Source organism: Leisingera sp. ANG-M7 (genome assembly GCF_000813965.1).
GTDB lineage: Bacteria > Pseudomonadota > Alphaproteobacteria > Rhodobacterales > Rhodobacteraceae > Leisingera.
Genome location: NZ_JWLI01000007.1, coordinates 56,162 through 81,050 on the forward strand (window position 1 = coordinate 56,162; position 24,889 = coordinate 81,050).

The following is a 24,889-nucleotide window of genomic DNA, read 5'->3' on the forward strand; positions in this document are numbered from 1 at the left end:
TGGCTGCGGCGTGCCGGGTTGTTTGCGAAGGGCTAGTGGGGTCAGGTATTGACGATGCAGGATGGGACATCCGCAGCGGGGGGCGCTGCAAAACAGACAAGGCCCGGTGACATTGCCATTGTCGGGCTGTCGGTAACAGTGCCGGGCGCCGCATCTGCCGAAGCGTTCTGGCAGAACCTGCGCGCAGGCATTGAATCGATTGAGGTGCTGGACCGCGAAACGCTGCTGGAAAACGGCGAGCGTGCATCGGTCATGGCCGACCCGAACTATGTGCCCGCCTCGGCCCGGCTGCAGGGATTTGACGAGTTTGACGCCGAATTCTTCGGCTTCAGCCCCAAGGAAGCCGCGATCCTGGACCCGCAGCACCGCAAGTTCCTGGAGGTGGCCTGGGGGGCGATGGAAAACGCAGGCCATCCGCCCGAAAGCATCAATGGCCCCATCGGTGTTTACGCGGGCTGCGGCATGGGCAGCTATTTCTACTTCAATATCTGCTCCAACCCGGGCCTGGTCGATGACGTGGGCATGTTCCTGCTGCGCCACACCGGCAACGACAAGGACTTCCTGTCAACCCGCGTGAGCCATGTCTTCGACCTTCATGGCCCTTCGGTGAACGTGCAGACCGCCTGCTCCACATCACTGGTGGCGGTGCATTACGCCTGCAAGGCCCTGCGCGAAGGCGAGTGCGGTATGGCGCTGGCGGGCGGTGTCACCATCGAGCTGCCGCAGGGCCGCGGCTACCTTTATAAGGAAAACGAGATCCTTAGTCCGGATGGCCACTGCCATGCGTTCGACCACCGGGCGCAAGGCACGGTCTTCGGCTCCGGTGCCGGCGCTGTGGCGCTCCGGCGGCTGGAGGATGCGATTGCCGACGGCGATCACATCTGGGCGGTCATCAAGGGTTCTGCCATCAACAACGACGGCGCGGACAAGGCCGGCTATCTGGCCCCCTCGGTGGGCGGCCAGTCGGCAGCGGTGCAAATGGCGCTGGAGGCCGCGGGCACCCCGGCGGAGACCATCGACTACGTGGAATGCCACGGCACCGGAACTTATCTGGGCGACCCGATCGAAGTCTCCGCCCTGACCGACGCCTACCGCGCCACCACCACTGACACGGGCTATTGCCGCATCGGCTCGGTCAAGACCAACATCGGCCATCTGGACACCGCGGCGGGCGTTGCCAGCCTCACCAAGACCGCGCTGGCGCTGCATCACAAAGAAATTCCGCCTTCGCTTGGGTATGAGGCGCCGAACCCGGCGATTGATTTTGAGACCTCGCCGTTCCGCGTGAACGCCGCCCTCACCCCGTGGACACCGCACAAGGGGCCGCGGCGCGCCGGCATCAACTCGCTGGGAGTGGGCGGCACCAATGCGCATCTAATTCTGGAAGAGGCCCCGGAACGCGCGGCCTCGGAAGAAAGCGATTTCCCGTTCCAGATCCTTTGTGTTTCCGGCCAGTCCAAGGCGGCGCTGGACGCCAACACCCAGGCCCTTGCGGACTATTTGAAATCCAATCCCGCGGCTGATCTGGCCGATATGGCCTTTACCCTCAAGGAGGGCCGCCGCGGCTTTGCCAAGCGGCGGGTTCTGGTGGCGGAAACCGCTGCCGAAGCCATTGACCTGATTTCAGAAAACGATCCCCGCAAGGTCTTTACCCACGACCGCCTCAGCGGCAGTCCCGAGGTGGTGTTCATGTTCCCCGGCGGCGGCGCGCAATACGCGGGCATGGCGCGGGATCTATACGAGACCGAACCGGTCTTTGCCGAGTGGATGGACCGCGGGCTGGACCATCTGCAGCAGAGCCTCGACTACGATATCCGCGCCATCTGGCTGCCGGAAGCAGGCGAGGAGGATGCGGCCAACGCCAAGCTGCAGCAGCCCTCGGTGCAGCTGCCGCTGATCATGATCGTCGAATACGCGCTGGCGCAGCTGTGGATCAGCTGGGGCGTGAAGCCCGCCGCGCTGGTCGGCCACTCAATGGGCGAGAACACCGCCGCCTGCCTGGCCGGTGTGATGTCCTTTGAGGACTGCATTGATCTGGTCCTCTTGCGCGGGCGGCTGTTTGACACCGTGCCCGCAGGCGGCATGCTGTCCATCGCCCTGCCGCTGGCCGAGGTTGAGGCCATCATCGGCGATGATCTGGATATCGCCAGCGTGAACGCGCCCTCGCTCACCGCCGTCTCCGGCCCGCAGGAAGCGCTGGACAGGCTGTCGGCAGAGCTGACCGCCCGCGAGGCCGAACACCAGCGCATCCCCATCGACATCGCCGCCCACTCGCGGATGCTGGACGGCATCCTGCAGGACTATGGCGATTTCATCCGCAATCTGACCCTGTCGGCGCCCGGCCTGCCGGTGATTTCGAACCGCACCGGGGCTGCCTTGACCGCGGAACAGGCCACCAGCGCTGATTACTGGGTCGGCCAGCTGCGCAATACCGTGCGCTATGCCGATTGTATCGAGACCCTTGCCAAGACCCCGGACCGGGTGTTCCTGGAAGTCGGCCCCGGCAAGGCCCTCAGCGCCTTGGCGCAGATGTCGCCTGCGGTGAAACAGGGGCAGGTGCTCAGCACGCTGCGCCATCCCGATCAGCAGGTGATGGACGACAGTTATTTTTTCGGCGTCATCGGTCGGCTCTGGGCCTGCGGGGTGGAGGCCGACTGGCCGCAGATCTGGGGCGAGGCGCGCCGCAACCGCCTGCCTTTGCCGGGCTATGCATTCCAGCGCAGCCGCTATTTCATCGAGCCGGGGAAACCAGCCGCTGAGAGCGAGGGTGACGCCCCGTCCCGTCACGATGATCTGGGCGAATGGGGCTACCGCCCGGCCTGGCGTCCGCGGCTGGCCGATTGCGCGCTGGATGTGGCGCAAGAGCTGGCGCAGGAACTGCACAGCTGGCTGATCTTCGAGGACGAGGCAGGCCACGCCGCCCGCATTGCCGAAAGGCTGGAGGCTGCAAACCACAGCGTTGTGCGTGTCCGCGCAGGCGACACGTATGCGCAGCTTTCACCCGCCTCCTATATCCTGCCGCCGGAACAGGGCCGCGCCGCCTATGGCGCCCTGCTTGCGGATCTGGCAGAGGCCGGGCGACTGCCGGACCGCATCGCGCATTTCTGGCTGGTGACCGAGGGCGAAAGCTTCCGCCCCGGTTCCTCCTTCTTTGACCGCAACCTTGAGATGGGATTCCATTCCCTGACCGCACTGGCGCAGGAACTGGGCAATGCCGATCTGCCCGGCCCGGCGCATCTGACGGTCTTTACCACCGGTGCCGCGCAGGTCCGGGATGAGGCGCTGCCCTACCCGGAAAAGGCCATGATCGCAGGCCCGCTTGGGGTGATCCCGCGCGAGCTGCCGGGGCTGACCTGCGCCGCGGTGGACATCGAACTGCCGCAGACGCCGCGAGGCATATTCGCCCGCCGCAATCCCGAGCAGGCCGATATCACTTCCCGCCTGCTGGAAGAGCTGATGGCCGATCCCGCCAGCACTTCGGCTGCCTGGCGCGGGGAGAAACGGTTCGAGCTCAGCTGGCGCCCGCAGCCGCTGCCCGAGCCGGAAACCCCGCCCTTCAAACAGGGCGGCCACTACCTGATCACCGGCGGCTATGGCGGCATCGGCCTGACCATTGCGGACCACCTGATGCGGAACTACGGCGCCAGGGTCTCGCTGATCTCCCGCGGCGGTCTGCCGCCGCGCGAGACCTGGGAGCGGTATCTGGCCAGCCACAGCCCGGCCAACCGCACCGCCCAGCGCATCCGAGCAGTCATGGCGCTGGAGGCGAATGGCAAAGGTGCGGTGCTGCCGCTCGCTGCCGACGTCTGCAACAGCGGCGACCTGCGTGCGGCACGGGAGCAGGCCGAGGCGGTCTTTGGCCCCGTCACCGGGGTGTTCCATGGGGCCGGCGTCATCCATGACGGTCCGCTGCTGGCCAAGGACGAAGACCAGATCGCCCGGGTCCTGGCCCCCAAGGTCAGCGGACTGCGGGCGCTTGATACTGTGTTCCCGGACGGCAGCCTGGAGCTGATGGTGCTGTTTTCCTCCTCCTCCACCGTGACCCGTCCAGCGGGCCAGGTGGATTACATCGCTGCCAACGAATACCTCAACGCCTGGGCCCAGCACCGCGCGGGCGGTCACACGCAGGTCATTGCCGTGGATTGGGGCGTCTGGGCGGATACCGGCATGGCCGCTGACGCCATGGCAGGGCGCAATGGAAACGCCGGCGCCAGCACGCCCGAGCCCTGCCCGCAGCCGTTGCTGCAGCAGCAGGCGTTTGATGCCGCGGGCAACCGCATCTTCACCCCCGGCTTCAGCACCGCGGACTGGCTGCTGGATGAGCACCGCACCAAGGATGGCACCGCGCTGGTGCCCGGCACCGGCTATATCGAAATGGCCGCCGAGGCGTTGGCGGCCATTGGTGTGGAAGATCCTTTCGAGATCCGGGATCTCTACTTCCTGCGCCCGCTGATTGCAGAAGCAGGCCATCCGCGCGAGGCACTGGTAAAGTTAGAAGCTAATGAAAATGGTTATGAACTGTTTGTTTACTCGGGGTTTACAAATGGTTACCGTTTGAATTGTCAGGCAATGCTGGCCTTAACGGCGGCGGCAGAACGCCCCGCCCCCCTCCCCCTCAAGACGATTTTCACCCGATGCCCGGAGGAGCAGGCGCCTGTTCGCAGGCGCCTGCGTTCCCCGCAGGAGGCGCATCTGAATTTCGGCCCGCGCTGGCATGTGCTGAACCGCGCAGCGCTGGGGGACGGTGAAGGGATTGCCGCCCTGTCGCTGCCGGATGCGGCGGCTGGCGACGGCTGCCTGCTGCACCCCGGCCTGCTGGATCTGGCCACTGGCTGGGCGATGCAGCTGATCCCGGGTTACGAAGGCACCGCGCTGTGGGTGCCAGTCTCCTACGGCACCATCCGGGTCTATGCGCCGCTAACTCAGCAAGTCTTCAGCCACATGCGCCTCGCCAGCAGTGATGCCAATGGCTCAGCCGCCTTCGACGTGACCCTGACCGGCCCGGACGGCACCGTGCTTGTGGAAATCGAGGGTTTCCGGATGCAGCGCCTTGCCGGCGGCTTTGACGCGGCCGCAGAACAGGGCGAGGCGGATGCAACAGCCGCCCAGCTGGGGCTGGAACCCGCCAGCAGCCCGCAGCCGCTGTCGCCCGAGGAGCGCCGCTTGCAGCTGAATATCTCAAACGGCATCAAGGCAGAGGAAGGCGGTGAGGCTCTGGCCCGCGCCCTGACCGCTGGCTTGCCGCAGGTGGTGGTTTCCTCACTGGACTTGCCAGCCCTGATCGCCCAAGCGGAGCAAAGCACACCGGCTGAGGCGGAGGCCCAGACATTTGACCGGCCGCAGCTCGACACCGACTATGTCGCTCCGCGCAACCCGGTGGAAGAGCAGCTGGCAAAGCTGTTTGCCTCGCTCCTGGGCGTCAGCCAGGTCGGTATAGAAGACAGTTTCTTTGACCTCGGCGGCCACTCCCTGATCGCGGTGCGGCTGTTTGCGCAGGTGAAACGCGCCTTTGATGTGGAATTCCCGCTGTCGGTTCTGTTCGAGGCGCCCAGCGTTGCCGCGCTGGCGGAACGGATCATTGAACGCACCGGCGGCGGAGTTGCTGAGGAGCCGGGCGGCGGCACGCAGGCTGCCGAAGAGAAGCCGCAGTTCACCCACCTGGTGCAGCTGCACCCCGGCGACGGCACCGGGCGGCGGCCTTTCTTCCTGGTTGCAGGCATGTTCGGCAACGTGCTGAACCTCCGGCACCTGGCGCTGCTGGTGGGCAAGGACCGCCCGGTCTATGGCCTGCAAGCCAAGGGGCTGGTAGGCAGTGATGCGCCGCATGACAGGATTGAGGATGCCGCCCGCAGCTGCCTGGACGAGATCCGCCGGATCCAGCCCGAAGGCCCCTATCTGCTGGGCGGCTTCTCCGGCGGCGGCATCACCGCCTATGAGATGGCACAGCAGCTGAAGCAGCTGAGCCAGGAAACAGCGGCGCTGATCCTGCTGGATACGCCGCTGCCGGTGCGCCCGGCCCTGTCCCGGCAGGACAAGGCGCGGATCAAGCTGGCGGAACTGCGCGGCAAGGGCGTTGGCTACCTTGGTGAATGGGCCAAGAACCGGATCGCCTGGGAGTTTGAAAAACGCCGCGCCAGACCGGCGGAAACCGGCGCTTTGCCCGAATTCAACAACCGCAAGATAGAACTGGCCTTCCGTGCGGCAGTCGAAAGCTATGGCCTGAAACCCTGGGATGGCCCGCTCACCCTGTTCCGCCCGCCCTTGGACCGCAAGTGGCAGGTCTCGGGCGGCAATTGGGTCAGCAGCGAACGCGAATATGTGTTCGCCGACAACGACTGGACCTGCTGGGCGCCCGCCGTCGAGGTGGACGAAGTGCCGGGCGACCATGACAGCATGGTGCTGGTGCCGAACGTCAGCGTGCTGGCAGCCGGCGTCAAGACGCGGCTCGATACCGCAGACCGGGCAGCAGCCTCCAGCCCGTCCCGCTCCATCCGGGCGGCGGAGTAACCATCATGGCCCAGCAGCGCATCCTCATCATCCTTCTGAATTTCCGTACCCCGGACATGACATTGCAGGCCGCTGAAACGGCGCTGTGCGAGCTGGAAGACCTGCCGGGCGAGCTGTTGATCATCGACAACGGATCCGGCGACAGCTCCTTTGACCAGATCCGGGCGGCTGCCCGGGCACGCGGCTGGCTGGACAGCAACCGGGTGCGGGTAATCGCCTCGCCGGTGAACGGCGGCTTTGGCGCAGGCATGAACATCGGCCTCGGCACCGGCCTCGCGGACGGCAGCGCACCAGAGTTCTACTACCTCCTGAACTCCGACGCTTTTGTGCAGGGGGACACCATCCGCACCCTTCGCGATTTCCTGCTGGAGCGTCCCGGCGCGGGCCTTGCAGGGTCTTATGTGCGCGGCACGGACGGGGCGCCGCACCGCACCGCCTTCCGCTTTCCCTCCATCGCGGGCGAATTCGAGGCCAGCGTGCGGACCGGCATCTTCACCCGGCTGCTGAAACCCTGGGTCGTCGCCATGGAGATGCCGCAGGCAGAGGTGCAGGTCGACTGGACTGCCGGCGCCAGCCTGATGATCCGGCGCGAGGCGATTGAGGCCGCTGGCGGTTTTGACGAGACTTTCTTCCTTTACTTTGAAGAGACCGACCTCTGCCGCCGCGCCGCACGGGCGGGCTGGCGCACCCACTATGTGCCCGCCAGCGAAGTGGCGCATATCGGCTCCGCCTCGACCGGCATGAAGGGCTGGCAGCGCACGCCGCGCTACTGGTTCGACTCGCGCCTGCATTACTTCGTCAAGAACCACGGCCGCGCCTATGCCGCCGCCGCCACGCTGGCCCGCATCACCGGCAGCCTGATCTATGGCCTGCGCCGCCTGATCCAGAACAAGCCGCAGGCCGATCCGCCGCATTTCCTGCGCGATCTCTGCCTGCACAGCCTGCGCGCGCCGTTTGCGCCGCGCCACCACCCCACTTCGGAAACGCGCCTCCCTTCTCCGCTTGCAAAGGAGCAGAAATGACCGCATTCACCTGTGCACTGATTGGCAATGAATCCCTTCTGATCGGCTGCGCCGACGCGCTGCTGGCCCGCGGCCACCAGATCCGGCCGGTGGTATCGCAGGATGCCGACATTCGCGCCTGGGCCGCGGACAAGGGGCTGGACATTCTGAACACTCCCGCAGAGCTCAATGGCGGCTTTGACTGGCTGCTGTCGATCGCCAACCTGACGGTGATCCCGGATGCGGTGCTGGCGCAGGCCGCCAAGGGCGCAGTTAATTTCCACGACGGCCCGCTGCCCCGCTACGCAGGCCTCAACACCCCGAACTGGGCGCTGATCAATGGCGAGCCGCAGCACGGCATCACTTGGCACCTGATTGAGGGCGGCGTGGATGAGGGCGATATCCTGGCCCAGCGGCTGTTTGATGTGGCTGAGGATGAAACTGCCTTGAGCCTCAATTCCAAATGCTACGCCGCGGCGATGGACAGTTTCGGCGAGGTCGTCTCCCAGCTGGAAACCGGTGAGTTGAACCGTCGGCCGCAGGACCTGAGCCAGCGCCGCCTGTTCATGAAGTCAGACCGGCCTGCAGCGGGCGGGATGCTGGATTTCACCCGTCCCGCGACGGAACTAGCCCGGCTGGTGCGGGCGCTGGACACGGGCGGCTACTGGAACCCGCTGTGCGCCGCCAAGCTGCGCCTTGGCGGAAACGTTGTGCTGGCCGGTGCTGCGGAAGTTGCAGAGGGCAGCGGCGCGCCGGGCACCGTGCTGGAGGTCAGCAAGTCTACCATAAAAATCGCAACCGGCAGCGGTGCCCTCACACTGTCCCGCCTGACCACACCCGCAGGCCAGCCGCTGGACATATCCACTCTGACCAAAGCCGGAGACAAGGTTCCCTCCCTGACCGCAGCAGAGACAGGGGCACTCACCGCCCGTCTTGCTGCGGTCCAAGGGGGCGAAAGCCACTGGCGCCGACGGCTCGCCGCGATGCAGCCGGTACAGGTGCCGCTGGCCTCAGGCCGCTGCAGCAGTGAATACAGCCGCCGGGACATCGCCCTGCCTGTCGGTCTGAGCGAAGAGCAAGCCGCCGCAGCCGTCCTCGCCTTTGCCCTGCTCAGCAGCGGCGCGGAAACCGGTGATATTGCGCTTTCCGCTGAAGGCGCGGAGGGCCTGCCCGGCCTAATTTCTGCTTGGGTGCCATTGCAGGCGCAGCGGCAGGATAGTGTTGCCGCCCTGCTGGAGCGCACCGCACGAGGCATTGAGACAGCCCGGAAATATGGCGGTTTTGCAGAGGATCTGGTGGCCCGCGCACCGGAGATTTCCGCACAGGCCCAGCCCGCCATCGGCCTGATGCTGGGCGATGATGCGGCAGTTGCGGGCTGTGCCGTCACGGTCTCCCTGAACGCTGGCGCCCTGGCATTGCACTGCGACGCAGCCGCCCTGACGCCAGACGCTGCGGATCTGCTCACCGCGCGGCTGGACCTGGTTTTGAACGCCATTGCAGTGGACAGCAGCAGAACCGTGGCAGAGCTGCCAATCCTGCCAGAGGCCGAGCGCAAGATGCTGCTGGAGGACTGGAACCAGACCGCTGCGGACGTCCCAACCGGCCTGACCATCCACGCAGCGTTCGAGGCGCAGGCCGCCCGGACCCCGGATGCCACCGCGCTGGTGTTCGAGGACCAGAGCTTCACCTACGCTGAGGTCAACATCCGCGCCAATGCAGTGGCCGGCCGCTTGCGTGAAAAGGGCGTAAAACCGGGGAGGCATGTCGGCATCCACATCCGCCGCGCGCCGGAACTGGTGTTTGCCGCGCTTGGGGTGATGAAGGCCGGCGGCGCCTATGTGCCGCTGGATCCCGCCTACCCCGCCGACCGCATCGCGCATTACATCACAGACAGCCGGGCGCAGGTGATCGTGACCCAGGGCGCACTGGCCGCAAGCCTGCCGCCGTCGGATGCGCAGGTGCTGAAAATAGAAGACGTCCCTGCGGGGACACAGGGTGAAAGCACTGATGGCGGAGCCACCGGCAGCGATCTGGCCTATCTGATCTACACCTCCGGCTCCACTGGCCTGCCCAAAGGGGTGATGGTCACCCACGACAATGTCGCGAACTTCTTTACCGGTATGGACCAGCGCATCCCGCACCAGCCCGGCGATGCCTGGCTGGCGGTTACAAGCCTCAGCTTTGACATCTCGGTGCTTGAGCTGTTCTGGACGCTCTCACGCGGGTTCAAACTGGTGCTGTCCAGCGACGAAAGCCGGCTGGAGCTGTCCAAGGGGCCGGTGGCCCTCAGCGACCGCAAGATGGACTTCAACCTGTTCTACTGGGGCAATGACGACGGGCCGGGGCCACAGAAATACCACCTGCTGCTGGAGGGCGCCAAGTTTGCCGACCGGAACGGCTTCAATGCGGTCTGGACGCCGGAGCGCCATTTCCACGCCTTTGGCGGGCCCTACCCGAACCCGTCCGTCACTGGTGCCGCCGTTGCTGCGGTGACACAGAACATCGGTGTGCGTTCCGGCTCCTGCGTCGCGCCCTTGCACCACCCCGCGCGGATTGCCGAGGAATGGGCGGTGATCGACAATCTGACCGCGGGGCGTGCGGGCATCGGCTTTGCGTCCGGCTGGCAGCCGGATGACTTCATCCTGCGCCCCGAAAACACCCCGCCCGCCAACAAGCCCGCACTGTTTGAAACCATCGAAACCGTGCGCAAGCTGTGGCGCGGCGAGGAAGTGGCCTTTCCCCGCAAGGACGGCGGGGAGCACAGCATCCTGACCCAGCCCCGCCCGGTGTCCAAGGAATTGCCGGTCTGGGTGACGACAGCGGGCAACCCGGAAACCTGGCGCGAGGCGGGGTCAATCGGGGCAAACGTGCTGACCCATCTTCTGGGCCAGAGCATTGAAGAGGTGGCGGGCAAGATCCGCATCTACCATGACGCCCTGCGCGCGGCCGGCCATGATCCTGCGGATTTCAAGGTCACGCTGATGCTGCACAGCTATTTGGCCGACACCCGCGAGGAAGCACGCCGCGTCGCGCGCGAGCCGATGAAGGATTATCTACGATCCGCTGCCGGGCTGATCAAGCAATACGCCTGGGCCTTCCCTGCCTTCAAGAAGCCCGAAGGCGTGAAGAATCCCTTCGAGATGGACCTGGGGATGCTGTCGGAGGAGGAACTGGAAGCCATCCTCGATTTCGCCTTTGAGCGCTATTTCGAGGACTCCGGGTTGTTCGGCACCATCCAGGATGCCTGCCAGCGGGTGGAGCAACTGAAGCGCATCGGCGTCGATGAGATCGCCTGCCTGATCGACTACGGCATCGCGCCGGATGTGGTGCTGGAGGGGCTGAAACCGCTGGCTGAGGTGCTTCGCCTGTCGAACGCGCCACAGGAGCTGGCGGCGGATGATTTCTCGCTGGCGGCACAGATCGTGCGCCATGGCGTCAGCCACATGCAATGCACGCCATCAATGGCGCGGATGATTGCCGCAGACGGGGATGCCAGCGCCTGCCTGGGCCAGCTGCAGCATCTGCTGGTGGGCGGCGAGGCGCTGCCGGGTGATCTGGTGCAGGCGCTGCGCGCGGCCACACGCGCGAACATCCACAACATGTACGGGCCGACTGAGACGACGATCTGGTCGACGGTGGAGAAAATCAGCGCCGTCCTTGCAGGGACAGCAGGGATTGGAACGCCGATTGCCAATACACAGGTTTACGTGCTGGACGGGAAGCAATCGCCTGTGCCCGCAGGGACTCCAGGTGAATTGTATATCGGCGGCGCGGGAGTCACCGCCGGCTACTGGCAGCGGCCGGAATTGACGGCTGAACGCTTCGTAAAGGCACCGTTCGCTGCAACGCCCCTCTACCGCACCGGCGATCTGGTGCGCTGGAGCGAAACGGGCAGTCTCGTCTTTCTGGGCCGCACCGACCATCAGGTGAAGATCCGCGGCCAGCGGATTGAGCTGGGGGAGATCGAGGCCGCGCTGACGGCGCAGCCCGGTATTACAGGCGCCGTTGCGGTGCCGCGCGGCGACGCTGGCGCAGAACAGCTGGTTGCCTATGTCACCGTTTCTGCACCTGTATCCGGAGAAGCCCTGAAACAGGCGCTGGCAACCCGGCTGGCTGAGGTCATGGTGCCTGCGCATATCATCACCCTGGACGCTTTCCCGCTGACCCCGAACAAGAAAATCGACCGCAAGGCACTGCCGGATCCGCTGCCTGCACGCGCAGAATCCATCCCGGCACAGGCGCTGGACGCAGGGGCGCAAGCCCGGATTGCCACGGTCTGGAGCCGCATTCTGGGGGTCAGCGGCATCGGTGCGCAGGACAACTTCTTTGCCCTTGGCGGCCATTCCCTGCTGGCGGTGCAAGCGCACCGGGAACTGCGCGAGGAACTGGGCACCAGCGCCCTGTCGATCACCGACATTTTCCGCTTTCCGACCCTGGCCGGACTGGCCGCGCACATCGAAGGGCTTGCAGGGACCCCGGCAAATACGGAACAACAGCCTGAGGCAGCCGCAGCTCCGGACCGCAGCGACATGATGTCGAAACGGCGGGCGATGCGGGCAAACCGCAGGACAAGGACCGGATGACGGACGGCAACAGCAGACTGGCAGAGCGGCTGGCCCTGGTCCGGCCGCTTTTTGCCGCCGATGTGGCTCTGGCCGGGGCGGATCCGCTGGGTGTGCCTCCGGCGCCGCTGGCAGAGGAGGCCGCCGGGCTGTCCCCCAACGCGGTTGAAAAACGGCGCAAGGAGTTCGCCGCAGGCCGCGACGCCGCGCATCAGGCGATGCGGCAGCTGGGCGTGCCCTCCGCCCCGGTTCAAATCGGCAGCGACCGGGCGCCGGTCTGGCCTGAGGGGCTGGTGGGCTCGATCACCCATACCAAGAGCTGCGCCATGGCGGTGCTGGCACGGTCAGGCGCGGTGCAGGGGCTGGGCATCGACGTCGAGGAAGACACGCCGCTGAAGAATGAGCTGCTGCCCGCCATCTGTTCTGACCGGGAACAGGCCTGGCTGAAACGGCAGGACAATCCTGGCCAGATGGCCAAGGTGATCTTTTCCGCCAAAGAAGCGGCCTATAAGGCGCAGTACACAATAAGCCAGGCGTTTTACGGCTTTGACGGGATGGAGCTGGAGTTTGATCTGGCCGCAAGCGCCTATCAGGCGTTTTTCACCGCCGACCGGACGCCTTTCAAGCGCGGCGAGGCGGTGGGCGGGCGCTTTGCCATTGGTGCGGGCCTCATCATGACCACCGCGGAAATCCGGGGGCGCGGATGATGGGGCGGCGCGGGCTTCTGGCTGCGGGCGCAGCCGCCGCCACGCTGGGGCTGATGGTGTTTGCCACCCGCAGCCGGTCCGTGCCGGTGCCGCCGCCGCTGGCCCCGCCTGAGGGGCCGCTGAAGGTGTTTCACCTCGGCCATTCGCTGGTCGGGCCGGACATGCCGCACATGCTGATGCAGCTGGCGCCTGACGGGCACGCCTATAACAGCCAGCTGGGGTCGGGCACCTCGCTGAGGGCGCATTGGGAGCCGGACGAGGCGATCCTTGATTTTGAGACCGCCAATCAAGCGCCTGCCTACCGTGATGCGAAGGAGGCAATCGGGTCCGGCGGTTACGGCGCGGTTGTGCTGACCGAAATGGTCGAGCTGCGCGATGCGCTGAAATATTTCGATGCCGCCAAGCATCTGGGAAAATGGGCTGATCTGGCGCGACAGGCCTCGCCGCAGACACGCCTGTATCTCTATGAAACCTGGCACCGGCTGGATGATCCGGATGGCTGGCTGCAGCGGATTGACGGGGACCTGGACGCTCTGTGGACACGTCAGCTGCTGGGCACGGACAGCAGCCGCAACCCGCAGCGGCCGGTGTATCTGATCCCCGGCGGTCAGGTGCTGGCAGCGGTTGCGCGTTCAGCGGAGGCCGGGGAAATCCCCGGGCTGGTGTCACGTGAAGCGTTGTTTGCCCGCACGCCTGAAGGGGAACTGGACAGGATCCACATCAACGATCTGGGCGCTTATGTCGTGGCCCTGACCCACTATGCGGTGCTGTATCAGCGCCCCCCCATGGGCCTGCCGCATCAGCTGACCCGTGCGGATGGCAGCCCGGCGGAGACCTACAGCGCCGCGGCCGCAGCCAGGGTGCAGCAGATCGTCTGGGAGACCGTGCGCGCCCAGCCCCGCACCGGCATTGCCGCCGCCGGAGCGCCGGCATGAAGCTGGAGGCGCTGATCACCTCCGTTGTGATGATCGGCCATTCGCTGTTCGGGCCGGACAACCCGCAGATGCTGGAGCAGCTGCTGGACACCCAAGCAGAAGCCCGGGTCGAAGCGCAGATCATTAACGGCGCGCCTCTCAGCTACAATTGGCAGAACAGCAGCAGCGCCGAAGGCGTTGATTCACGCGAAAGACTGCGCGCACCTGCCGATGCGGTGATCGTGACGGAGGCGATCCCGCTGGCCAATCATCTGCAATGGAGCGGCACGGAACAGGCGGTTGCGCAGTTTTATGAGCTGGCCCGCGCCGCCAACCCGGATGTGCGCTTCTATTTGCAGGAAACCTGGCACAGCCTGGACAGCGGCTCCGGCACCGATGTGCCCTTTGACAAGGGGGCCGGAGTGCCCTGGCGGATGCGGCTGGAGCAGGACCTGCCGCGCTGGCAGGCGGTGGTGGCAGAGGTGAACACGGCCACTGGCGGCACCGTGAAACTGCTGCCTGCAGGCCAGGCGATGGCGCGGCTGGATGATGAGATCAGGGCGGGCACCGTGCCGGGGCTTTCCAGTATCCGCGATGTCTTTGCCGATGATATTCACCCCAATGCAACCGGCTTCTACTTTCTGGCGCTGCTGCAATATGCGGTGCTGACGGGCAAGGATCCCGCCGGGCTGCCGCACCGGCTGACGGATCGCTGGGGGAAGCCCTATCCTGCGCCGCCCAGTGAATTGGCCGCCCGCCTGCAAGCCGTTGCCTGGGAGGCCGCGCAAGGAGGCCGCGCGCGTGCTTCGGCCTTGCCTGCGGATCCGCCGCCGCTGCCGCAGGATCCGCCCGTGCCTGTGCTGAATGCCTCTGTACTGGAGGCCGCTCCCGCTGCAGCACCGCCTCCGTCCACCGCCCGCCAGCCCATCGCCATCAACCTTGCGGGCATTGCCGACTGGAGCAGCCAGGCGCCGTTTCTTGATCATTTTAAAACCGCCCGCCCCTGGATCGGCCATTTGCCCGGGCAATGGGGCGGTGTGGATCATGCCACCCTGAAGGACGCCGGCTATCTGGATCCGGCGGGCTGGCCCACCGCGATCCCGCCGGAGCTGAGCTCAATCGGCACGGTGATCCTGACCGACCTACCGGAGACAGCCGTTTCACTCGCGGGCCGCTACGTCCTGCGCTTCGAAGGTGAGGGCATCGTTGAGGTTCTGGGCAGGGCAGAAAACGTCCGCTATGGCAAAGGCGAGGTGCGGTTTGACTACACCCCCGGCCCCGGCCCGGTGGAGATCCGCATCCAGCGGATGGGCCGCGGCGGCCGGTACGTGCGCAACATCACCGTGGTGCGGGAAGAGCATCTGGAAGCGTTTGACAGCGGCGCGCTGTTCAATCCCCTGTGGCTGGAGCGGCTGGAAGGTTTTGCCGCGCTGCGGTTCATGGACTGGATGGCCACCAATGACTCGGAGCAGACCGGCTGGGAAGACCGGCCGCTGACGTCGGACTACACTTGGGCGCTGAAGGGGGTTCCGGCGGAAGTGATGCTGGCATTGGCCAATAAGCTGGATGCCGATCCCTGGTTCAACATGCCCCATATGGCAGATGACACATATGTGCGGCGCTTCGCGCAGCTGGCGGAGAGCGGATTGGAAACAGGCCTGCGCGCCTATGTGGAATACTCCAACGAGGTCTGGAACTGGCAGTTTCAGCAGGCCGCCTGGGCCGATGGCCAGGCCAGGGCACGCTGGGGGGGCGAGGGATTGTGGATGCAGTTCTATGGCGGCCGCGCAGCGGAAGTGGCACAGATCTGGACCGGTGTGTTCGGCGAAGACGGCACACGGCTGGTAAGGGTGATTTCGTCTCAAACCGGCTGGCTGGGGCTGGAAGAACAAGTGCTGACGGCGCCCCTGTGGAAGGCTGAAGAGACCGGGCGGCTGGAACCTGCTACCTATTTTGATGCCTATGCAGTCACGGGGTATTTCGGCGGCGTGCTGGGCCTGGAAGACCACTCGGGCACGGTGCGCGCCTGGATCGATGACAGCCGCGCGCAGGCACTGGCACTGGCGGCAGAGCGCGGGCTGACAGGCACTGCAGCAGCTCAGTTTGCAAGACGGCATCAATACGACGCCGCCAGCGTCCGGGCCGGGGCTGAGTTGCGTGGCGGACAGATCTCCGGCAATCCCGCCGACACGCTGGCGGATCTGCTTGGCCGCGTGCTGCCCTACCACGCGGGTGCCGCGCAAAAACACGGGCTGGATCTGATCATGTATGAGGGCGGCAGCCATGTGGTGGGTATCGGCCCGATGGTAGACGACGCGGAGCTGACCGGCTTTTTCACCCATTTCAACTACACGGATGAGATGGGCGGTCTGTACCGCGACCTGCTGGCAGGCTGGCAGGCGCTGGGCGGCAGCCTGTTCACCGCTTATGCCGACGTCGGCGCCCCCGGGAAATGGGGCAGCTGGGGCGCCTTGCGCACCCTGAGCGATCAGAACCCGCGCTGGGACGCACTGGAGCAGGCGAAATGACACGGCAGGTTTCCGTACTGATCCCGGCCCACAATGAGGCAATGTATATCGGCGCCTGTCTGCAGTCGGTCTTTGCTTCAGCCCCGCTGCCCCCCGGCATGACAGCGGAGGTTCTGGTACTGGCCAATGGATGTACTGATACGACCGCAGCGCTGGCCCGCAAGGCCACTGCGCCAAAGGACTGGGAGCTTCAGGTGCTGGAACTTCCGGAGGGCGGCAAGCTGGGTGCGCTGAATGCCGGTGATGCCCTCGCGCGCGGAGAAATCCTGATCTATCTGGATGCCGATGTACAGGTCTCACCGGATCTGATCGCGCAGATCGCAGCGGCCTTGGATAGCGGCGCACCGGGCTATGCCAGCGGCCGCCCGCGGGTTTCCCCGGCCCGCAGCCTGGTGACCCGCGCCTATGCGCGGTTCTGGATGCGGCTGCCGTTCTTCTCAAGCGGCGTGCCGGGGTTCGGCATCTTTGCCATGAACCGTGCCGGGCGCCAGCGCTGGGGCGGCTGGCCGGATATCATCGCCGACGACATCTTTGCGCGGTTGAACTTCACCCCGCAGGAGCGCGCGCAGGTGGCGGCAACCTACAGCTGGCCGATGGTGGAGGGGTTCCGCAATCTGGTGAAAGTGCGGCGGCGGCAGAATGCAGGTGTGGCGGAAGTGGCAAAAACCTACCCGCATTTGATGCTGAATGAAGACACACCCCGCGTTGGTACAAGCAGGGTTCTGAGCCTGCTGCTGCGCGATCCGGCCGGGTTTCTGGCCTATGCCGCAGTTGCGCTGGCGGTGAAAACGCCGCTGTTTGCCTCCCGCACCCGCTGGACCCGCGGCCGCTGACAGCGATCTGCTGACAGCCCGCCGCTGACCGGAGCACTCCCGCGCCCGCAGGATGCACTGGCTACGCCAGAACACCCTTGGAGGTCTTGGGCGTGGCCCGGTGCAAGGCGCCAAGCGGGAGGAAAGCGCTGCTATGTCCCGATTGCTTTGCGGAAATGTCCGGCCAGGCGGGCGGCTTCCTTGGCGCTGTCATGCCGCTCGAGCACCCTGGTGCGGCCGGCCTGGCCCAATTCGGCTCGCCTTTCCTGCGGTGTTTCCGACAGCTCCAGAAGCGCCTCTGCCAGCGCCTTTTCATCGCCCGCAGGGATCAGCCAGCCTGTTTTGCCCGGTTGCACCAGCTCCGGTGTGCCCGCAACAAAGGTGGCAATGACCGGCCGGGCGGCGGCCATTGCCTCCATCACCACCATCGGCAGCCCCTCGGCAAAGGAAGGCATCACCAGTGCATGGGCGCGGCCCAGTTCCCGCCGCACACCGTCTTCTGCCAGCCAGCCGGTCAGGGTGATATTCCGCTGCAGCCCAAGTTCGGCAATGGCCGTTTCCAGCTCCGGACGCATTTCCCCGTCGCCTATCAGAACCAGCTGCGCATCCGGGACCTGCACCACTATCTGTGCCATGGCCCGGACCAGTACCATTTGCCCCTTCTGCTCGACAAACCGTCCGATGGCGGCAAGCCGCAGCGTGCCGCCGGGCAACGGCAAAGGGCTGGCAAAGCGGGCCGGTTCGATGCCGCAGTGCACCACTTTCAGGCTGTCCCACTTTGCAAACGCCGACCAGCGGCTCAGCTGGCTCCTTCCGAAACTGCTGACCCCAACGGTGAAGGCCGCGCGGCGGATCTTCTCTCTCAGCGACAGCGCTTGGGGGGCATCGAATTCTTCCGGCCCGTGCACGGTGAAACTGTAGGCGGGACCGCCCAGCACATGCGCCAGCATCGCCACCGCCGCCGAGTTGGTACCGAAATGCGCGTGCATATGCTGCACGCCTTCCGCCGCGCAGCGCTGTTTCACATGGGCCGCTTCAGCCAGATAGATCAGGTGGCGCAGCGCCCCCTTGTCCGAGGCGCGTGCCAGTTGAAGCGCAAGCGCCAGCGCCTTTGAAAAACGGCGCGGCGCCGCCAGTCCCTCCCGCACCAGCGCCGTCAGGAGGCGGCTTGGGCCAGCCTTCAGCACATATTCGGTGCGCGCGGCCTCTGACTGATCGCCAGGATCGGCCAGAGGGGCATCAGAGGGGCGCATTGCAAGGCGCAATACCTCCACGTCCTGCTGCTCCAGCGCCTGCAGCTCACGGCGGATGAAGCTGTGCGAGGGCTGCGGGTAAGTGTTCAGGACATAGGCGATCTTCAACGCGGCGGCTTCCTGGCTGGTGCATGTATCCGTGGCAGGTTAACGGTGGTTTGGCGGCTTGCCCAGCGCCGCATGCAGCTTGTCCCGAGGGCGTGGAGAATGCAGCACAGGCGCCGAAATTGTTGCTGCATTTCAGCCGCTTGAACATCTCACGGCTGCCGTTGCCCCCGCAAGATTGACGCCCCTGCCCCGCCCGCCTAGCCTGCAGCATACGGGTTTAGGGGATTTCGCAGGAATGCAGCGGGTGGCTTCGCTTTTTGCCGGTCAGGGGATGATTGCGCGGGTGCTGCGCTCGGCCTCCTGGCTGATGATCGGGTATGGCGGCAGCCAGGCCTTGCGGCTGGCCTCGAACCTGATCCTGACCCGCATCCTGTTTCCCGAGGCCTTTGGCCTGATGGCGCTGGTAACGGTGGTAACGGTGGGTCTGTCACTGTTTTCGGACGTGGGCATCGGGCCGTCGATTGCCCAGAACAAGCGCGGCGACGATCCGGCGTTTCTGGACACCGCCTGGACCATTCAGGTGATCCGCGGATTTGCCCTGTGGGCGCTGACAGCGCTCCTGGCCTGGCCCGCGGCCGCGTTCTATGGCGCGCCGGAACTGCTGATCTACCTGCCGATCGCAGGCGCCGGGCTCGCCATCGCCGGCTTCAACCCGACCCGGATCGAAACCGCGCACCGGCATCTGCTGGCGGGGCGGGTCACGGCGCTGGATCTGGCGGGCCAGGCAATCGGGCTGGCGGCGATGGTGCTGCTGGCACTGGCCACGCAATCGGTGATCGCGCTGGTGCTGGGCGGGGTCATTCAGGCTGCGGCCAAACTGGCCCTGTGCCATTATGGCCTGCCAGGGGCGGCCAACCGGTTCCGCTGGGAGAAGGCAGCGGCGCGGGAGCTCATTCATTTCGGCAAGTGGATCTTCCTGTCCACCGCCTTCTGGTTCCTGACCTCGCAGGGGGACCGGGCGATCCTGGGCAAGTTCGTGCCGCTGGAGGTGCTGGGTATCTACAACATCGGCTATTTCCTGGCGAGCTTTCCGATGCTTCTGGGGCATGCAGTGAACCAGCGGCTGATGATCCCTGTTTACCGCGACAAGCCTGCGCGGGAGGCACCTGAGAACCTGCGGCGTCAGCGGCAGCTGCGCTGCGGGCTGACGGGCGGCGTTCTCAGTTTGTTGCTAATTATGGCCTGGGCCGGGCCTTGGCTAGCCCAGATCCTGTATGATGACCGCTATGCACAGGCCGGGCCGATGATTGTGCTGATCGCCCTGGCGCTAGCGCCTGCGGTGATCACCATGACCTATGACCAGGCAGCGCTGGCGGCGGGCGACAGCCGCGGATTCTTTGTGTTTTCTGCTGCGCGGGCCTGCCTGCAGACGGCGCTGTTCTTAGGCAGTGTGGCCTGGTTCGGGCTGGCAGGCGGAATTGCGGCACTGGGCCTGTCGATGCTGGCAGCCTATCCGGTGCTGGTGCGGCTGGCGCGCAGGCATCACGTCTGGGATCCTGTGCATGACGCCGGTTATGCACTGCTGAGCAGCGCGGCTGGCGGCGCAGCACTCAGCTGGCATTGGACGGAAGTCACTGAGATGGCAGCGGCTCTGGGAATGCCTTAGGTCTAGCCTGCAAGCCTACCTGGATAATTGCCCGAAGATGGGGTCAGCCTTGGGCGGAAGCGGTGCCCTCTGCAGGTTTACGGCAAGGGCAGAAATCCAATATCGTCTAGGACTTGCGCCGGAACAGCCTGCGGCGCGGCGGGCGGGTGTCCATCACCGGGATGGAAACCACGGGCACTAGGCCGGTTTCCCGCTCCATCTGCGCGGCGGTCCGCAGAACCGGGTGGCGAAGCTCCTGCAGGAAGGCCGCCAGCAGGGCCAGAACGGCACTGGCCGCTGCGCCCATCAGCGCCTTTGTCTTGCGGGCGCCGGTCACCGGGTAGTCCGGCAGCGGCGCCGGTTCGATCACTGTCAGACGCTCTGCCTGATGGCTGGTCTCCAGCCGGAAACCAACCTCGGCCTCGTTACGGCGGGCGGTCATCTGTGCCAGCTCGCCCTGCAACTGCTCCAGCCGACGGTCATAGGCGCCCAGCTGACGCTCAACTTCCGGAGTGGTCTGTAAAGAAGCCTCCAGCCCGGCCTTGCGCTGGGTCAGCAGCGCTTCTTGCGCGTCCAGCGTCGCCAGCTGCTGTTCAGCCTCTTCCTGAAGGCGGCGGGCAGTTGCAGCACGTTCTGTCGATTGGGCGCGGTCGGCGGCGCGGCGGATCTCGATCCGCTCCCGGGCAATTTCCAGAAGGCCCTCGTTCATCGCAGCAATCTCAGCCCTGCGGAATTCGATGGTTCCGGGCAGGGTCACTTCGTTTGCGTTGCGGTAGGCGGCGATCTCATCCTCCAGTGCGGCGACCTGATCTGCCAGGGCGGCTTCTTTTTGAACAAAGAAGCTGAGGGTTTCCCGGGCCTGGTCAATGCGGGTCGAGATGCTGAGCTCAATCGTGCGGCGGCCGAACTCGCTGGCAACCTGCTGCGCCTGCTCCGCTGTGGGCATCCGGGCGGTGATGGTCAGCACCGAAATGGTGCCATCATCGGCAAAACCCTCGCGGGCGGCCGCAACGCCAGTGATCTGCACCGCAGTGCGCAACTGCACCACTTTCTGCAGTTCGGTCAGGGAGTCCTGGTCCGCATACAGACCGAATTTCTCGATAATCTCCAATAATGTCCCGCGGGCCATCAGCCGCTGCTCGATCAGCTGCATGCGCCGCGCAGATGAGCCTTCGACAGTGGATTTGGCAAGTTCGCCCGCAATCTGCGGCTGGGTGATCTGTAGCACTTCCGCCGTTTCATATTCATGCTGCTGGCTAGCGGCAAACCAGAGTGACGCCAAACAGCCGAATACAAACACGCAGGCGATGGTGAACAGCCTGCGCCGCACCATGTCGAGAAAATCGCCCAGTGAGTAGATCGGCCCCATCTGTCTGCTCTCATGCCGCCGGGATCCCGGCCGTTCCAATTCGATCCAGCCGCACTCAAGGCCGCCATTCCCGGTTTTACACCATAGCAACCGGGCGAAACTAAGGCGTTTCAGCGGTCAGTTCAGCGGGCTTTCAGACTTGCGCGCGCGGTTCAGAACCACGCCCAGAAGCTCCGTATGGCCGGCAAGCATCTTCTCGCACGCGGCCAATTGCGCCGCAGTTGTGCTGGCGCCATCAGAGATCAGCAGCACCCCGTCTACCTGAGGCAGAAAGGCGGCGGCGTCGTCATGTTCCAGCACCGGGGGCAGGTCGAATAACGCGGTGTCAGTGCCGCTGCGCAGCATCAAGTCATCCACGGCTGCGCCGCAGCTTCGGCTATGCAGGATCTCGGCGGCATCCTGATCCTTGGCGCTGTTCAGCCCGACGGCCAGCGATGGCAGCGGGCGCAGCAGTTGGTCTTCCATTTGAACCGCACCGGACAGGTAGGCCCCCATATCAGCAGTTGCCTGGATTCCCATGGCCCGCGCAATTCCTGGCTGGCGGAAGTTCAGATCCATCAGCACGGTGCGGCTGCCGGGAACCCGGGCCAGGCTGAGCGCGAGGTTGACCGCTGAGAAGGTGCTGCCGCAGCCTGAAGCCGGGGAGGTCACCGCAACCCGCTTCCAGCCGCGTGCCCTTAGAGTGTGCGAAAGCCGCGTGCGGAGCAGATCGAAGGATTTGGCAGCAGGCGTAGAGCGGAACCGGCTAACCAGCGGCAGCCGTACCCTTTGTTCCGCTGCGTCCTGGAATGGAACCTGCCGGATCCGCTCCCAAGGCTCCGGCAACGTGGCAGGCAGTTGAGCGGAAGCGGACGAAGCAGGCGCGTCCAAGGGGCGTTGCCGCGGCGCATCAGAAGCCGCGGGCGCAGCCTCCGCCGGGGCACGGCGGCGGCGGAACCGTTTGAACCCTTGCTCGCTCATGCCGTCTTCGTCATCCTTCTCCAAAATCCGGGTACCACCCACCGGGCTCGCGGTGACGGACCCAGATACAGCAAAATGCTTCACAACCCTGCTCCCTGCAATGGCCGAACAGTCTGATGCCGACGCGCGGGACGCAGGCAGAGCATACCAGAAAAGCGTTAATATCCCGTCCCCTTCAGTACCACGGCGGCAGTTCGCCAAATCAGCGACAGGTCCCTGCCTAGAGACAGCCCGCGCCGGTAATCCGCATCCGCCCGGGCGCGAGTTGCAAAACTGCCTTCGTTGCGGACGGACACCTGCCAGACGCCGGTTATCCCTGGCCGCAAGGCAAAATACGCACGCGCATCACCATAGAGCGGCAGCTGTTCCGGCATCATCGGACGCGGCCCTACGAGGCTCATGTCACCCTTTGCAACGTTCCACAGCTGCGGCACCTCATCCAATGAGGTGGTGCGCAGGAAACGGCCGACGCGGGTGATCCGCGGATCATTCTTTAACTTCTGTGTCTCATTCCACTCCCGGCGCAGTGCCGGATCCGTGGCCAAGTAGTGCTGCAGCAACTGGTCCGCATCGCACACCATAGTGCGCAGCTTCAGGATGCGGAATCGTCGCCCGCCGCGACCCAGCCGGGCCTGCGTGTAAAACGGCTGCCCGCCCTCAAGCCACAGCGCCGCTGCACACATGGCAACAAGCGGAAGGGTAACCGGCAGGCTCACCAGCACCAGCAGCAGATCAAGGACCCGTTTGCCGCTTGTTGAATAGGCACCGCCGCTTGTGCCCCCCTCTGCGCTCCAAACGGCCTGCCCCGCCGGTGCAAAACTGTTCAAAGCAGAGTTCACATTGGCCGGTTGCATCTGCAGCGGACGAAGGAAAGCAACGGCCTTGGACACCCGCCTCGCCTCAACCTCAACCCGCGCAAAGGACAGCGCCGCCCCTCCGGAAGCCGCGTCTCTCATTCCACATCCCCTCACTCCGGCCAGTCCCCACCGCCGGACAGCCGCCTGAAACAGCGGACTTTCACAATTCACACTGACAGTCCGCAGGCCTATTGCCGCAGAATGCCGTTACTGATTTTCTGGTTCGAAACGGGGCGCGCCCCCACGCGCCCGCGCCTATTTCATTTGGCCGCGTCTAATAACCGGCGGCGGTGCAAACCTGCACTCTGCCCTAATTAGGACATATTTGGAAAATTGTGTGTAAAATTTACATTTCCCCAAAAAATGGACCAGAATCACGCTCCTCCCCTAGAAAACAGGGAAACGATTGCGGGATTATTCATCAATTGTTTCCCGAAGATGCGGCCACTTCCCGGAATCAAGGCGCTGGCTCTTGCACGCTTGTTTCTCGAAACGGCACCGAAAAGCCTGGCAATTAGAAAAGCTTTGCCCCCCAAAGCTTAATGAATAGACTTTCCAACCTATGGAGAATTGGCCGTGCGGCCGGCAATTTCCGGAAAAGTGGGAAAAACGGCGGCTGACTGATCGCAGCCGCCGGAGCAACATTTCGCGGGGCAGCGAACCTTTGGAGGCACAAGTATCCTGCGGGCCTTTGCATTCCTGCAGCCCGTCTCTGCCAGGCGGCGCACTTGCCGGATCCTGGTTTCATGGCCATAACGCACGGCGCAGAAGTAAGAGAGGGCATGAGGGTATGACGCAGCCTACCGGCAGCGGCGCCAGCTGGCTGGCCGCCAATATGGACGGAACGACACTGACCGCTTGGACTGTTACCGGTGAAACCGCAGGTCCGGCGCAGGTCCAGAGGCTGCAGGACGCCAGCCCTGCTGCGCTGGCAGCCGGATTGCGGCAGCTCCGATCCAACGAGGCGCAACCCTTGGTTCTCGGCGGCAGCGGGCTGGTGCCGCCGCAGAACGTGCCGGCAGAGCCTGCCGGAGTGCGCTTGGCAGTGGTAGAGCTGGAAGAGCTGACCGTCCATGCCCTGCCGGGACTGAACCAGGCCGTGCCGTGCGGTCTCATACAAGGGGCTGCAGCCCGGCTGCGCGGGTTTTTGCAGCTGAACCCGGATTGGGACGGGGTGGTCTGCCTGCCTGGCAGCTCTGTCACCCATTGGGTTCAAGTCAGCGCCAGGGAGGCCGTCAGCTTCCAAGGCGCGCTGACCGGCCAGATTGCGGCAGCGGTGATGCAGCCAATGGCACTGAACGCCGATGCCGGTTGCGGCAAGGCAGCGCTTACCGCAGCGGCGGCAGATGGAATCGCCAAGCCGGAACTGCTGGCGGCACGGCTGGCAGCGCTCCAGGCAGAGGCCAGGCTGAGGCATCTGCCGGCAGAGGATATATCCGGCAGGCTCTGGGGGCTGCTGCTTGGGGCGGAGCTGGCAGCCTCGCGGCCTTATTGGCTGGGTCAGAATGTGGCTCTGCTTGCCGATGCGCCGCTTCAGGCGGTCTATTCAGCCGCGCTGGATGCCCAGGGGCTGCCCGTTACAGTGGCAGATCCGCAGCGCATGACTCTGGAAGGGCTGACCAGGGCTTGGACCGCGAGCTAAGCCAGGCTCAATTTTCCCGTTGCTCCAGCACAGCGTGATCGGGGGCCACAGCGGCGCACTACCGAGCCTGCGGACTTATCGGTT

The 24,889-nt window shown here is 65.2% G+C and carries 13 protein-coding genes; 9 read left to right on the forward strand and 4 right to left on the reverse strand.

Features of this window, described 5'->3' with window-relative positions; all coding sequences use genetic code 11:
- Positions 1 to 54 precede the first annotated feature (54 nt).
- Genes RA26_RS10315 through RA26_RS10345 form a run of 7 tightly spaced genes read left to right on the forward strand, consistent with a single transcriptional unit; the run spans position 55 to position 17,052 of the window.
- Entirely contained in the window at positions 55 to 6,507 is a 6,453-nt protein-coding gene (locus tag RA26_RS10315; protein WP_039183549.1) for a type I polyketide synthase, read from the forward strand.
- Positions 6,508 to 6,512: 5 nt separating this feature from the next.
- Positions 6,513 to 7,529 (forward strand): glycosyltransferase family 2 protein, encoded by a 1,017-nt coding sequence (locus RA26_RS10320; protein ID WP_039183550.1) that lies wholly within the window; start codon positions 6,513 to 6,515, stop codon positions 7,527 to 7,529.
- Positions 7,526 to 12,091 carry a MupA/Atu3671 family FMN-dependent luciferase-like monooxygenase gene (locus RA26_RS10325; RefSeq protein WP_039183551.1) on the forward strand — a complete coding sequence of 1,522 codons (4,566 nt, stop codon included), beginning with the start codon at positions 7,526 to 7,528 and terminating at the stop codon, positions 12,089 to 12,091. The genes RA26_RS10320 and RA26_RS10325 overlap by 4 nt, the downstream gene beginning before the upstream one ends.
- On the forward strand, positions 12,088 to 12,777 hold the full coding sequence (locus tag RA26_RS10330) for a 4'-phosphopantetheinyl transferase family protein (RefSeq protein WP_039183552.1): 690 nt from the start codon (positions 12,088 to 12,090) through the stop codon (positions 12,775 to 12,777). Before RA26_RS10325 ends, RA26_RS10330 begins: the two co-directional genes overlap by 4 nt.
- Positions 12,774 to 13,712: a hypothetical protein gene (locus tag RA26_RS10335; protein ID WP_039183553.1), complete on the forward strand. Its 939-nt coding sequence runs from the start codon at positions 12,774 to 12,776 to the stop codon at positions 13,710 to 13,712. Before RA26_RS10330 ends, RA26_RS10335 begins: the two co-directional genes overlap by 4 nt.
- A complete protein-coding gene (locus RA26_RS10340; protein WP_039183554.1) occupies positions 13,709 to 16,219 on the forward strand; it encodes a hypothetical protein in 2,511 nt (836 codons plus the stop codon). The genes RA26_RS10335 and RA26_RS10340 overlap by 4 nt, the downstream gene beginning before the upstream one ends.
- Positions 16,216 to 17,052: a glycosyltransferase family 2 protein gene (locus tag RA26_RS10345; RefSeq protein WP_039183555.1), complete on the forward strand. Its 837-nt coding sequence runs from the start codon at positions 16,216 to 16,218 to the stop codon at positions 17,050 to 17,052. Before RA26_RS10340 ends, RA26_RS10345 begins: the two co-directional genes overlap by 4 nt.
- Positions 17,053 to 17,183: 131 nt before the next feature.
- Here the strand turns inward: RA26_RS10345 and RA26_RS10350 are convergent, their stop codons facing one another.
- The gene (locus tag RA26_RS10350; protein ID WP_039183556.1) at positions 17,184 to 18,392 is read right to left on the reverse strand and encodes a glycosyltransferase; all 1,209 of its coding nucleotides are present in this window, start codon (positions 18,390 to 18,392) and stop codon (positions 17,184 to 17,186) included.
- A 235-nt stretch (positions 18,393 to 18,627) separates the two neighbouring features.
- Here RA26_RS10350 and RA26_RS10355 point away from each other — a divergent pair, with 235 nt between their 5' ends.
- On the forward strand, positions 18,628 to 19,998 hold the full coding sequence (locus RA26_RS10355; protein WP_039183557.1) for an oligosaccharide flippase family protein: 1,371 nt from the start codon (positions 18,628 to 18,630) through the stop codon (positions 19,996 to 19,998).
- Between the two features lie 106 nt (positions 19,999 to 20,104).
- Here RA26_RS10355 and RA26_RS10360 read toward each other — a convergent pair whose 3' ends face one another.
- From RA26_RS10360 to RA26_RS10370, 3 genes are all read right to left on the reverse strand, one after another.
- Complete coding sequence (locus RA26_RS10360) at positions 20,105 to 21,346, reverse strand: chain-length determining protein (protein ID WP_039183559.1); 1,242 nt, start codon at positions 21,344 to 21,346, stop codon at positions 20,105 to 20,107.
- Positions 21,347 to 21,463: 117 nt separating this feature from the next.
- Entirely contained in the window at positions 21,464 to 22,348 is an 885-nt protein-coding gene (locus RA26_RS10365; protein WP_039183956.1) for a CpsD/CapB family tyrosine-protein kinase, read from the reverse strand.
- 116 nt (positions 22,349 to 22,464) lie between these two features.
- A complete protein-coding gene (locus RA26_RS10370; RefSeq protein ID WP_039183561.1) occupies positions 22,465 to 23,262 on the reverse strand; it encodes a sugar transferase in 798 nt (265 codons plus the stop codon).
- Positions 23,263 to 23,953: 691 nt separating this feature from the next.
- Here RA26_RS10370 and RA26_RS10375 point away from each other — a divergent pair.
- On the forward strand, positions 23,954 to 24,805 hold the full coding sequence (locus RA26_RS10375; protein WP_039183562.1) for a 2-dehydro-3-deoxygalactonokinase: 852 nt from the start codon (positions 23,954 to 23,956) through the stop codon (positions 24,803 to 24,805).
- Positions 24,806 to 24,889: the final 84 nt, after the last annotated feature.